Origin of the sequence: Vibrio furnissii CIP 102972 (assembly GCF_000176175.1) — a bacterium.
Taxonomy (GTDB): domain Bacteria; phylum Pseudomonadota; class Gammaproteobacteria; order Enterobacterales; family Vibrionaceae; genus Vibrio; species Vibrio furnissii.
Genome location: NZ_ACZP01000013.1, coordinates 1156847 through 1169533, shown reverse-complemented (window position 1 = coordinate 1169533; position 12687 = coordinate 1156847). Strand labels below are relative to the sequence as shown.

The following is a 12687-nucleotide window of genomic DNA, read 5'->3' as shown; positions in this document are numbered from 1 at the left end:
TCGGACTGTTTTCACCCCACCAATGTGCGTATAGTGTGAGTCACATTGGCCATAATCATAATCAAGTTGGTTTATGTTCAAAGAGAACAACAATAAAGTCGAAACCATTATCAAAACGAGTGAAGAGCCTCAGTCTCCTCGTTTGAATGGTGCTCAACGTCTCCGTGAGTGCGGTCTTATTCTGGCTGTGCTTGCATCCATTCTACTGGCAGTCGCTTTACTCACCTTCAATCCCGCCGATCCGTCTTGGTCGCAAACGGCTTGGGGATCTGATATTCAAAATGCAGGCGGTATTGTTGGCGCTTGGGTGGCCGACACGCTGTTTTTTGTGTTTGGGTCGCTGGCTTATCCTTTGCCGATCATCTTGACCGCAACTGCGTGGATCCTGCTGCGTCATCGTGATGAAGATGAGTCGATTGACCTCATGTTGTGGGGGACTCGTCTACTGGGTTTGGTGGTACTGCTGCTAACAAGCTGCGGTTTAGCCGACATCAACTTCGATGATATTTGGTACTTTTCATCCGGTGGTGTGGTTGGGGATGTCCTCACTAGCTTGGCTTTGCCGACGCTGAACGTCTTGGGAACCACCTTAGTGCTGCTGTTTTTGTGGGGCGCTGGTTTCACGCTGTTGACGGGGATCTCTTGGCTGAGCATGGTGGAGCGCCTCGGTGAAAACAGTATCCGTGGCTTCCATTGGCTGATCAATCGCCTGCGTGGTGAAAAAGAGGAAGTTGTCGCGCCGCAATTGGTGACCCCTGTGGTTGCTGAGCCGAAGGTTTCGCAAGAGAGTGAGCCGGTGCTGAACTCGTCGGTTGATATGGAACCGATTGCGCCTCAACCTGCGTTTGAGGCCGCTATTGAGCCTGAAGAGCGTCGCTTTAACATTCACATCCCAGAGCGCCAAGAGCCGATTCACACGACGCCACCACAGGTTGAGCCAGAGCCAGTGGTCAACACCGCACCCCTGTACACTTACACGGAAGAAGATGACGATGACCTTGAGCATTCGAGAAGTCGCCAGCTTGGTGCAACCATTGAAGAGTTAGAAATGGTCGCGCGAGAAGAAGATGACTTCGCTGATGCGCTACCATGGGAAGAATCGCCACAAGTACCGCAAACACCGGTGTTTGAACCTGAACCATCGATTTCCGAACCTCTGCCACCGCGAGTGGATCCAGTGGTGTTGACACAGACCATTGATGACGTGGAAGACGATCACTCACACATTGAGCCGACGATTTCCAATTTCGACATTCTGGATGAGGAAGAAGAGCCTGCCTTGAATGTGCCTGCGGCGGTGAGTGAGGCGATAGACGATGCGCCACACTATTCTGTTGAACCTGTCGATGACGCAGACGAAGATGATGAGGGTGACAGCGATCAGGATGTGGCTGCATTCCAGAATTTGGTGTCGGAAGCGCAAGCGAATATGGCTGCGAAACAGAACCCGTTCTTGGTGCAGCAAAATGTGAACCTGCCCAAACCGGCAGAGCCGATGCCCACACTGGAGCTGCTGTACCATCCTGAAAAACGTGAAAACTTCATTGACCGTGATGCGTTAGAGCAGATCGCTCGTTTGGTTGAATCTAAATTGGCCGATTACAAGATTCAGGCACAGGTGGTGGATATCTTCCCTGGGCCTGTCATTACGCGTTTTGAACTTGATTTGGCGCCGGGCGTTAAAGTGAGCCGTATTTCTAGCTTGTCGATGGACTTGGCGCGTTCTCTGTCTGCGATGGCCGTGCGTGTGGTTGAAGTGATTCCGGGTAAACCTTATGTGGGCCTGGAACTGCCAAACATGAGTCGCCAGACGGTTTACTTGTCTGATGTCATCAGCAGCACGCAGTTTAAAGAATCGAAATCACCGACCACCGTGGTGTTGGGGCAGGACATTGCGGGCGACGCCGTGGTGGCTGATTTGTCGAAAATGCCGCACGTGTTGGTGGCGGGTACTACGGGTTCAGGTAAATCCGTGGGCGTGAACGTGATGATTCTGAGTATGTTGTACAAGTCGACGCCGGAAGATGTTCGATTCATCATGATTGACCCGAAAATGTTGGAGCTTTCGGTATACGAAGGCATTCCTCACTTATTGTCTGAAGTCGTGACGGACATGAAAGATGCCTCGAATGCCCTGCGTTGGTGTGTGGGCGAGATGGAACGTCGCTACAAATTGATGTCCGTCTTGGGTGTACGGAATATCAAAGGCTTCAACGACAAGCTAAAAATGGCCGCAGAAGCTGGGCACCCCATTCATGACCCATTGTGGCAAGAAGGGGACAGTATGGATCCTGAACCACCGCTGTTGGAAAAACTGCCTTATATCGTGGTGGTGGTCGATGAATTCGCTGACCTGATGATGGTGGTCGGTAAGAAAGTCGAAGAGCTGATTGCGCGTTTGGCGCAAAAAGCGCGTGCTGCGGGGATTCACCTGATTCTGGCGACACAACGCCCATCCGTTGATGTGATTACCGGCCTGATCAAGGCGAACATTCCAACGCGTGTCGCGTTTACGGTGTCAACCAAAACGGATTCACGCACCATCCTTGACCAAGGCGGCGCTGAATCGCTGCTGGGCATGGGGGATATGTTGTATCTGCCACCGGGCTCCAGTCATACCATTCGCGTTCACGGTGCATTTGCATCCGATGATGACGTGCATGCGGTGGTGAACAACTGGAAAGCGCGCGGTAAACCGAATTACATCACAGAAATCACCAACGGTGATCAAGGCCCAGATGCTTTGTTGCCGGGAGAGAAGATGGAAAGTGATGAAGAGATGGATCCACTGTTTGACCAAGTGGTGGAGCATGTGGTTGAAAGCCGCCGTGGTTCGGTTTCTGGTGTCCAACGCCGCTTTAAGATTGGTTATAACCGTGCCGCTCGCATTGTGGAGCAGCTCGAAGCTCAGGGCATTGTCAGCGCCCCTGGACACAACGGTAACCGTGAGGTGCTCGCGCCCGCTCCGGTAAGAGATTAATCTGACATCCAAAGAAAAGGCGCCATCAGGCGCCTTTTTTCTAACCGTTGTACTGTCCTAAATAAGGTTTGTACCGGCCTCAATCAAGTTGACACGTTGAGGTCGGGTGATGGAATGCTCGAGACTTATGCACGTTTCGCATGAACAAACTGCGCAATCACAATGACTGCCAGAGCAATCAAGTTGGCGGCAAAAATCACCACCAACCATTGGGGCATGGACAAATTCAAAAACTGCCACACCACTTTACTGCAATCACCATACGCTTCAAACATCCAAGGGAACCACTGGTTCAATGGCGCCCAACTGGGAAGCATGACAAACAGGTCACACGTTGCAAATGGAGACGGATGAAATTGGTACTCGACATGCTGCATTGCCAGCGTTAAGCCTTTATAAGCGCTGCCAGCCCATGCGGCCAGTCCAAGCCAACGAAACAGTGGGTTGTGTGGCGCAATCAAGCCCAGTACGGCGGCTCCGCCGATGCCCAGCATCGCAATGCGTTCATAGATACACATGACGCAGGGCGCCAGCATCATGACGTGCTGAAAGAACAAGGCACAGGCTTCAAAGAACACCACGAAAGCCAGAAGCAAGGCCCAAGAAAGACGAGATCGAGAAAAAGAGTTAAGGCCGGATAGAAAGTTCACGTAACAATCCTTAGTGGTTCAACATAAAAAAAGCTCTGATAACTCAGAGCTTTTTATCTCGGAAAAGTTTCCGGTTCAACACATTTTTAGTGACCGCCAGACACGACCGTTCCCATCGCGGGTACACTGTGGTGTGTGATCCACCCCATGTCGTAGAAATAGCTGGTCATTGGGTCAACAAAAAATACGATGCCCGCCAAGCCAACCAGTGTCAGAACCACGGTGTATGGCAGAGCCATCACAACCATGCGACCGTATGACAAACGAATCAGTGGCGCCAGCGCCGACGTCAGCAGGAATAAGAAGGCCGCTTGACCGTTCGGTGTCGCGACCGAAGGAAGGTTGGTGCCGGTGTTAATCGCCACGGCCAGTAGGTCGAACTGATCGCGTGTGATGATGCCTTCCATCATGGCCGTTTTGACTTCGTTGATGTAAACGGTGCCGACAAAGACGTTATCCGAAACCATCGACAGCACGCCATTGGCAATGTAGAACAAGGCAAGCTGCGTTTCGCTATCTTCAATGTGCAATACCGCATCAATGATGGGCTTAAACAGCTCTTGGTCGATGATCACCGCAACAATCGAGAAAAAGACGGCCAGTAGGGCTGTAAACGGTAGCGCTTCTTCAAACGCTTTGCCCATTGAATGCTCTTCAATCACCCCGGTAAAGGCGGTCGCAAGAATAATGACCGACAAACCAATCAGACCAACAGCGGCCAAATGCATCGCCAAGCCGACAATCAACCAGACCGCGATGGCGCCTTGAATCCACAGCTTTGCAACGTCTTGGTTGGTTCGGGTTTTGCGTTCTTCGGTATCAAAGTCGATCAGAATCTGACGTACGTTGGCTGGCAGACGAGCGCCATAACCGAAGACTTTAAACTTCTCGACCAACACACAGGTGACGATACCGCACAGGAATACGGGCAGGGTCACCGGCGCCATGCGGATCAAGAATTCACCAAAGAACCAGCCTGCTTGGTCTGCAATGATCAGGTTTTGTGGTTCACCCACCATGGTGGTCACCCCACCAAGTGCTGTCCCCACACCGGCATGCATTAACAGTGAGCGCAAGAAGGCGCGGTAGTTCTCTAAGTCATCACGTGTGAGTTCAGGAATATGCTCATCCTGCGTGTGGTCGTGCGCAGAGTGAAACGACTGTCCTGAGGCAACTTTGTGGTAAATCGAGTAAAAGCCAACTGCAACGCTAATGATGACCGCGATGACCGTCAATGCATCCAAAAAAGCGGAAAGAAAGGCTGCTGCGACACAAAACGCTACGGAAAGCAGCGCTTTTGAGCGGATGCCAAGTAAAATTTTGGTAAAAATAAATAGCAGCAGATGCTTCATGAAGTAGATGCCTGCCACCATAAAAACCAGCAGTAATAACACTTCAATGTTGGCGACTAATTCATGCTTAACTTGCGCAGGACTAGTCATTCCAATTGCGATTGCTTCAATTGCTAATAAACCACCAGGTTGTAGCGGGTAACATTTTAATGCCATAGCCAACGTGAAAATAAATTCAACGACTAATAGCCATCCAGCGACAAACGGATTAATAAAAAAGAACACAATCGGGTTGATAATAAGGAAGGCAATAATGGCAACTTTGTACCAATCTGGCGCTTTACCTAAGAAGTTTTTGATAAATGCGCTTCCTAGCGACATCGGCATGGTGATTACTCTTACTTTAGTTATTAATAGACTAAGTTATGTGCCCGTTTTGGATCTAATTCAAGAAATTAGACGGACGTCTATACAAAAATCTTTTCCAACAATGACTTAGAAAATCAACAAGTGGATGTTATCCGACCGATTTACTGAGTCACTCCCTGAGAAAAACAAGCACTCCGTGCTTTGACCGCAACAATACAGTGAGACGTGATTTAGTCAATAACGAAGCATCAATTGACAAACCACTCACCGGTTTTTCGTGAAGAAACGCGATCAAAGTGGCGCCAGCATACCATAAAACTTATAAAAAATTCATTTGGAAGGTGATAGGGAATGACATTGTCAGTAAAGGAAAGTTTAACGATGAAAAATATGACTTTCTGGTAAGTTAAGTTTGAAATTTATCAAAATAATAATGTGAGCAATCTCTCTTTATCTTGGGTTTTATTATGGCTGGAATATTTATTTTGAAATACTTTGAAACATATTGAAACGTTTATTTCACAATAAAACAGCCTTAATACAAAGAAATAAATTTCATATAGAGCTAAAACTCTAATTGAGTGGTTGTTACCAGTTTACCAATGGTTTGTTTCCGCTGAATGAAAACTAGTGGTATGATGAGTACCATTCGACCCAAAAAAATAGAAAACTGGAAAAGTACTTAATGGTCATCAAGGCAAAAAGTCCAGCAGGTTTTGCAGAAAAATACATTATTGAAAGCATTTGGAATGGCCGTTTTCCACCAGGCTCCATTCTCCCTGCCGAACGAGAGCTCTCCGAACTGATTGGTGTAACACGTACAACGCTTCGCGAAGTCTTACAACGCTTAGCACGTGATGGGTGGTTAACCATTCAACATGGTAAGCCAACGAAAGTGAACCAGTTTATGGAAACCTCCGGTTTACATATTTTGGATACGTTGATGACGTTGGATGCAGAAAATGCAACCAGCATTGTTGAGGATCTTTTGGCTGCGCGTACCAACATCAGTCCTATCTTTATGCGTTATGCATTTAAGGTGAACAAAGAGAACAGCGAACGCACTATTTCGAACGTGATTGAATCGTGTGAATCACTGATGGAAGCGACGTCTTGGGATGAATTTATTGCGTCATCGCCATACGCTGAGAAAATTGTGCAACACGTGAAAGATGATGGTGAGAAAGACGAAGCGAAGCGTCAGCAGTTGTTGTTGGCTAAAACCTTCAATTTCTACGATTACATGCTATTCCAACGTTTGGCGTTCCATTCTGGTAACCAAATCTATGGTTTGATCTTTAATGGTCTGAGAAAGCTGTACGATCGCGTGGGAAGCTACTACTTCTCCAACCCAGAAGCGCGCCAACTCGCGATGAAGTTTTATCGTGAGTTGTTGGACATCTGTTCTACCGGCGACCGTGAACAAATTCCGGCAGTCATTCGCCAATATGGTATTGCCAGTGCGCACATCTGGAACCAGATGAAAACGACGTTGCCTTCGAACTTCACTGAAGACGATTGCTAAATCGTTACCGCCGAATACTAAAAAGCCCGCTTAGCGGGCTTTTTTCATGGGTTAGATTTCTTCGCTACCACCGGCAGCGGCAAACCAGTTTTTCAGATGCGTTTTCAAATCTTTGAGCTCATCAGGGCCAATCAAGGCCAGTCCAAGGTCTTCTGCGCGAGTGATGTCGTTGTGGCGCAGTGGACGGAAGCTGACGAGCATGGCACGCGCTTGAAGGCCACCCAGTAAATCACGCAAGGACTCCAGCTTATACAGCGTGTCATCGCCGTCATCTCGCATGCCTTTGGTTTTACATTCAATGATGTGCAGTTTGTTGTTCACCACGGTGGCCACGTCAAGTTCGTTGCGCACTTCGCGATCGCCCAACTGGCGATACACTTGCACGTTCAGCGAACGGTCTTGAATGGTGGGCATATCGTCTTGGATCTGACGTACGGTGCTGTGCACCAGCGTTTCAAGCCATTCACCGTTTGAGAAGCGTCTTGCATCTTCATTCGCGAAGGTCAAAATGCCTTTGTCATAGGTGGCGATGTTCGCTTCCACCAAATCGCTCAGTAGCAAGTTGAGTTCACGGTAGCCTTGTTGTTTGTCTGACAATTCAACGTCCAGTCGCTGCTCTTTGCGGCAAGTGGTCGCCAAGTAGTTCAGTGTGGCAAGGCCTGGGCCAAGTTCCAACGCGTTACTCGCCCAACGTTCACCCAATTCATACAATTTTTGATCGAGTTGTGGTGGCAGGCTTTGTTGGTTGAACTCGCCGCGTGCGCCAAAGATGGTGAGATAATCGGAAATGGTGATGCGGTCTTGCACTTGCGTGTCTTTATTGCCATCAGGATAGAGCCAGCATAAACGATCGCTGTTTGGCTCGACGACAAAAATAGGCCAATGGTACGTCCGAAAAACTTCATAGACCGACAACAAACGGTGACGAAGACCACAACTTGCGTTGAGTTTGACGTCCATGTTGCGTTGCTTCAGATCTTCTGCGAGTTCGCGGATTGAGGCTTTGATGTCGGCAATGTTCGAGCCGGAAGGAATTTCGAAAAATTCAGAGGTAATATCACGCTCATTGAGTACCGTGTGCAAACGGGTGTACATCGTTTCTTGCGAGCTGTCGCCAATGAACACAATGTGGCGACTGATGGTTCGGTTATCCAGTAGTGGAGTGACCAAGCGAACCGGATCCTGGTCAATGATGCCAACATGAACGGCCATACGTTATCCTCATGTTTGGCTTGCAAAAATTGAGATGTTTGGAGAAGTTGTGTTGCAAGCCGTATTACTCATATAACGACGCAGCGCACAAAAAACAAGGGCGACTCCGAATAAAAGTCGCCCAAGGTCAATATTTGACACCGCGCTAACACAGCAGGCGGTGTGAGACGAATCTCTGTTAGAGTTTAAATCGGTGAACCAAATGACTTTGCTGGTTCGCCAGTTGTGTCAGGTTACTGCTGGTTTGTGCAATTTCGCTCATCGCTTGATAGCTCTTGTCGGCAATCAGGTTAATGTCTTCAATGCTTTGCGCAATGGCGGTGGTGGTTTCACTTTGTTCAGCTGCGGCTTGAGAAATGTGCGTACTCATCTGACTGATCTCAATGATCAACGCTTGAATCTCTTCCATGGCACTGTTGGCTTGCGACGCTTGTTCAACCGACTGTTCCATGTCCTGCATACAGCTTTCAATCACTTTGCTGGCCGAGCTGGAGCTGGTTTGCAGGTTGCTGATCATGGTTTCGATTTCAGATGTTGACTCCGTGGTCCGCTGCGCCAACACGCGCACTTCATCGGCGACCACGGCAAAGCCACGCCCTTGTTCACCGGCACGCGCTGCTTCGATGGCCGCATTGAGGGCCAACAGGTTGGTTTGTTCAGCGATGTTACGAATCACATCCAAAATCGATCCAATTTGGCTGCTCATTCGGCGCAACTGGCTGACTGCATCCACAGAGTCATTGAGGCGAGTTTCCAATTGGTTAATGGTGCTGATGTTGTTGCTCATGATCTGGCGACCGGATTCAGACGCACTTTCCACCTGTTGAACCATTTCCAGTGAGTTTTGCGCGCTGTGCGCAACTTCCTGCACCGAGTGCGCCATCTCCGTCATGGCGGTGGCCACGCTGGCGGTTTGCTCGCGTTGCGTACTCAGTTGGGATTGCGCGCCTTGCGAGGTCGATTGGTTCTGATTCGCGGTGTCCGTCAAATCATCGGATGCTTGATTGAGCTGGCGTAGGATGTCGTGCAGGTTATCCGCCAGAGAATTGATGTGGCCGCTGAGGCGGGAAAACTCGTTTTGATGTGTAATCTGAATGCGCTGCGTCATGTCACCTTGTGTCAGGCTTTCTAAGGTCGTTAAGATCGACTTGAGTGGTGAACGAACACTATGGGCGATGTGGTACCCGATCCCCGCCGCAAGCAAGACCACCACCAAGCTAATGCCAATGGCTTTATAAACCCCTTGCTGATACACATTGCCAGCTTCCGCCAGCGAGTTATCCAAATCTTGGGTGGCGGTTTGGTTGAACGAGTCCAAAATCGTCATCGCATTGTCGACTTCCGCGGCGAGGTTGGCGATGTTGTCGTACAGAGCGTTGCGGGCTTTAAGGTACTCGTTGTGCTGATCGAGTACGCCGCCTTTCTGGCCAATGTCTTGCGTGAATTTTTCGACCGATTCATCAAACACTTTTTTCAGTGCCGGCAATTGCGTTGTCAGGCCGCGGTAAGCGTAGTTCAGATGCGTCACCGCTTTTTTGTTTTTCAACACTGCTTTTTCAACGAAGTCCATATCCGAGCTTGCCAGTGCATCGGACGTGATCACTTCGGCATCTTTCAATTTAATGAAGTAGCTCTTGGCCATGACTTTGACCGAGATGCTGCTTTGATCGTCGACGTACTCTTTCATGCCAACACTTAGCTCAGAGTGCAAACGCTGGAATTCACGGGTTGATTTTTGCACCTGATCTTGCGCCGAGAACATCGCTTGATAGTTGTTCATGGCTTCGTTGGCTTCATCAAAGTAGCGAGCTTCCAGTTGCTTGAGCGCCTCGATACGCTCTTGTAAATCGGAATGGCTGGTGCTGGCTTTGGCCAGTTCGTTTAACACCGCACTGAAATCGTCCTTGGCTTGGGCAAATTCATTGCGGGTGACGGTCATGCGTTCACGGTTCTGCGTGGTCAAAAAGTCCTTAAATGATTTGTCTGCGGAAAGCAGTTGAACGCTGGTTTTGTTGGATAGTGAGACGAGTGGTAAGGCGGTGTTGGAGACGCCTTCGAAATTGGAATGGATCTGGCTCATGCCTTGCATCATGGTTGCCACAGTGACGACAAACATAATGATGATCAGCGCAAAGCCGGCGTACATGCGCCTGATTACAGAACCTTGCATAGTTCTCTCCCTTGATACAATCGTTCTTTTATAAGAATAGTAATGACAAATATAAAAATAATGGTGACAAAATTTTCGTAAAAAATTAACAAAAGAATCATTATTGTATGGAGCACGAGAAGCACATTTTATGACGTATACGGCAAAACTATTTTTTTGTGGGTGGCCAAAGTGGGTTTCTGTTAAGTGAACAGTGTTTTTTATTGAGCTTTCATACGCCTTGTCGCATACTCACTCAAACTACGATATTTCAAAACACGTCTGATGGAGCCCTTCATGTCTGAAGAAACCATTTTTAGCAAAATTATCCGTAAAGAAATCTCTGCTGATATTCTGTATCAAGATGACTTAGTCACCGCATTTCGTGACATCAATCCTCGTGCGCCAAGTCATGTCTTGATCATTCCGAACAAGTTGATCCCTACCGTGAACGATGTTGAAGAAGCAGATGAATTGGCGTTGGGTCGTATGTTTACTGTGGCGAAGAAAATCGCTGAGCAGGAAGGCATTGCAGAAGATGGATACCGTTTGTTGGTGAACTGCAACTCGCATGGCGGCCAAGAAGTGTACCACATTCACATGCACCTCGTCGGCGGCCGTCCGCTTGGCCCGCTATTAATGAGTTAATTTCTAACACAGCTCGGTTGACGCCGGGCTGTGTTGTCATCGCCGTTCAGCGGAGTTTGTAGTGAAGTTTCATATACGACACCTGACCATTTCGCTTACGTGTGTCTGGCTGAGCGCCTGCGCCAATTTTACCGCCGGAAATCTGTTTAGCCACTACAGTGCGCAGAACGCTGATTTGTACCAGTCGGTCAAGTCGGGGGACTATCAGCAGGCGACCGACGAGTTTTCCGATTACGTGGCCGGAGATATTCTGGATAATCTGGAAAAAGGGCGCGTCTATTTTCTAAATCGCCAATACCCCGAGAGCAAATCGGCGTTTGAGCTGTCTGACACAGCAATTCGTCGTCAACAGGATCAAGCCGTGATCTCCCTCAGTTCAACCGCAAGCAGCGTTGGCGCCTTGGCGGTGAACGACAACCTCAATGAATACACACCTGCCGATTACGAGTTGGGATTTTTGCATCTTTACCTCGGTTTGAACTATCTTCAAAACAATAGTTTAGAAGGTGCGCTGGTGGAAATGCGCCGAGCAAATCAGGTGCAAGAGCAAGCGAGAAAATCGCGCGAGGCTGAGTTGGAACGGGCGCAGCAAGAGATGCAGTCTAAAGGGGTGACACCGAATTTGGGCAGCGTGCTGGCACGCTATCCCGATGCGGGGAAAACCTTACAGGCCGTCCAAAACGGGTATTTGTTGTATCTTTCCGCGTTGTTGTATGAAGCCTCGAACGACTTAAACAGTGCCTACGTGGATTATCGCCGAGCACTGGCTGTTGCGCCGGATAACCGTGCGGTGATAGACGGCACGATTCGTGTGGCTCAGCGGCTTGGCATGCGTGAGGACTTAGCACAGTTAACCCAGCGCTATGGTCAAAGCCAATCGTTGAGTGATCAACAAGGGCGCGTGATTGTGCTCGATGAGCAAGGTGTCGTGCAAGCGCTGGAAAGCTGGCGACTTTCTTTACCGCTTTTTGACAGCCGTGGGAATACGGCATTGTATTCTTTGGCGCTGCCTTATTACGGCACGCAGAGTGCGCCGCGGTTTTCCGCCTTGGTACTCAATGGCGAATCACTGGCGAGTGATCGCCTGACCGATGTCGATTTGATGGCGCAGCGCGATTTGCGTGAACGTATGCCGACGATCGTGATACGCCAAGCACTGCGTGTGGTGGCGAAAGATCAATTGCGTAAAGAAGCGACCAAAGGCGATGATGTGGGGAGCTTGATCTTCAATATCTTTAATACGTTGACTGAGCAACCGGACACGCGAAGTTGGTTAACGCTGCCGGGCGCCGTGAGTGCAACCAGCACGGTGGTGACAGCCGGTGAACAAAGCCTGCAGGTTGGTGGTCAAACTTATACGTTTTCCGTGCCGTCACGCGGCACAACTCTGGTGTGGTTATCACGTCAGGGCAACCATGCTACGTTATGGCACAAACAGTTGGGAAGATTGTGATGAAAAAATGGTTCGTGAGTGTATTGACGGCGCTTGCATTAATGGGGTGTGCAGACAATACCGCCGGCTTGAGAGTCGATGGCAACACGCAACGGGTTCTGATTGGCGATAATGTGCTGGCAGGGCGTTTGCAGATTGAAGATATCGCGACCACGGCCTTTGATGGCCATACGCGTGGTGTGGTGCGCCTGCTGAGTAACTACCGTGGCGACCAACATCTGCAATACCGTTTTTATTGGTATGACGATGAAGGGCTCGAAGTGAACACACAGCCAAGCCCATGGAAGCAAGTGATTATTCGTGGCGAAGAGACCGTGTCCCTGTCTGAAGTTTCTGTGAATCCGAATGGAACTCAGTTCCGTGTTCAGATTCGTGCATCAAATGATTGAGCTGTGTAAGTTTAGAGGAT

The 12687-nt window shown here is 49.2% G+C and carries 9 protein-coding genes; 5 read left to right on the top strand and 4 right to left on the bottom strand.

What is annotated here, in order from left to right:
* The first annotated feature begins 73 nt into the window (after positions 1-73).
* A complete protein-coding gene (locus VFA_RS09420; RefSeq protein WP_004726473.1) occupies positions 74-2980 on the top strand; it encodes a DNA translocase FtsK in 2907 nt (968 codons plus the stop codon).
* 125 nt (positions 2981-3105) lie between these two features.
* On the opposite strand, the gene dsbB is transcribed toward VFA_RS09420, so the two are convergent.
* Both dsbB and nhaB read right to left on the bottom strand, forming a co-directional pair.
* Positions 3106-3630: a disulfide bond formation protein DsbB gene (dsbB, locus tag VFA_RS09415; RefSeq protein ID WP_004726472.1), complete on the bottom strand. Its 525-nt coding sequence runs from the start codon at positions 3628-3630 to the stop codon at positions 3106-3108.
* A gap of 86 nt (positions 3631-3716) precedes the next feature.
* The gene (gene nhaB / locus VFA_RS09410; RefSeq protein WP_004726471.1) at positions 3717-5309 is read right to left on the bottom strand and encodes a Na(+)/H(+) antiporter NhaB; all 1593 of its coding nucleotides are present in this window, start codon (positions 5307-5309) and stop codon (positions 3717-3719) included.
* A gap of 667 nt (positions 5310-5976) precedes the next feature.
* Between nhaB and fadR the strand changes: the two genes are divergently transcribed.
* Entirely contained in the window at positions 5977-6816 is an 840-nt protein-coding gene (gene fadR / locus VFA_RS09405) for a fatty acid metabolism transcriptional regulator FadR (RefSeq protein WP_004726470.1), read from the top strand.
* Positions 6817-6867: 51 nt separating this feature from the next.
* Here fadR and VFA_RS09400 read toward each other — a convergent pair whose 3' ends face one another.
* Together VFA_RS09400 and VFA_RS09395 are read right to left on the bottom strand one after the other, a co-directional pair.
* A complete protein-coding gene (locus VFA_RS09400; RefSeq protein ID WP_004726469.1) occupies positions 6868-8028 on the bottom strand; it encodes a DUF1887 family protein in 1161 nt (386 codons plus the stop codon).
* A gap of 178 nt (positions 8029-8206) precedes the next feature.
* A complete protein-coding gene (locus tag VFA_RS09395; protein WP_004726468.1) occupies positions 8207-10198 on the bottom strand; it encodes a methyl-accepting chemotaxis protein in 1992 nt (663 codons plus the stop codon).
* Between the two features lie 276 nt (positions 10199-10474).
* Between VFA_RS09395 and hinT the strand changes: the two genes are divergently transcribed.
* From hinT to VFA_RS09380, 3 genes are all read left to right on the top strand, one after another.
* Positions 10475-10825 (top strand): purine nucleoside phosphoramidase, encoded by a 351-nt coding sequence (gene hinT, locus VFA_RS09390; RefSeq protein ID WP_004726467.1) that lies wholly within the window; start codon positions 10475-10477, stop codon positions 10823-10825.
* Positions 10826-10886: 61 nt separating this feature from the next.
* Positions 10887-12278: a COG3014 family protein gene (locus tag VFA_RS09385; protein ID WP_038151333.1), complete on the top strand. Its 1392-nt coding sequence runs from the start codon at positions 10887-10889 to the stop codon at positions 12276-12278.
* Positions 12278-12667 carry a YcfL family protein gene (locus VFA_RS09380; protein ID WP_004726465.1) on the top strand — a complete coding sequence of 130 codons (390 nt, stop codon included), beginning with the start codon at positions 12278-12280 and terminating at the stop codon, positions 12665-12667. Before VFA_RS09385 ends, VFA_RS09380 begins: the two co-directional genes overlap by 1 nt.
* The last annotated feature ends 20 nt before the right edge of the window (positions 12668-12687 follow it).

Excerpts from the sequence above, each read along its gene's own strand:
- VFA_RS09420 (WP_004726473.1), top strand. The coding sequence starts at position 74 with ATGTTCAAAGAGAACAACAATAAAGTCGAAACCATTATCAAAACGAGT.
- nhaB (WP_004726471.1), bottom strand. The coding sequence starts at position 5,309 with ATGCCGATGTCGCTAGGAAGCGCATTTATCAAAAACTTCTTAGGTAAA.
- fadR (WP_004726470.1), top strand. The coding sequence starts at position 5,977 with ATGGTCATCAAGGCAAAAAGTCCAGCAGGTTTTGCAGAAAAATACATT.
- VFA_RS09400 (WP_004726469.1), bottom strand. The coding sequence starts at position 8,028 with ATGGCCGTTCATGTTGGCATCATTGACCAGGATCCGGTTCGCTTGGTC.
- VFA_RS09395 (WP_004726468.1), bottom strand. The coding sequence starts at position 10,198 with ATGCAAGGTTCTGTAATCAGGCGCATGTACGCCGGCTTTGCGCTGATC.
- hinT (WP_004726467.1), top strand. The coding sequence starts at position 10,475 with ATGTCTGAAGAAACCATTTTTAGCAAAATTATCCGTAAAGAAATCTCT.
- VFA_RS09380 (WP_004726465.1), top strand. The coding sequence starts at position 12,278 with ATGAAAAAATGGTTCGTGAGTGTATTGACGGCGCTTGCATTAATGGGG.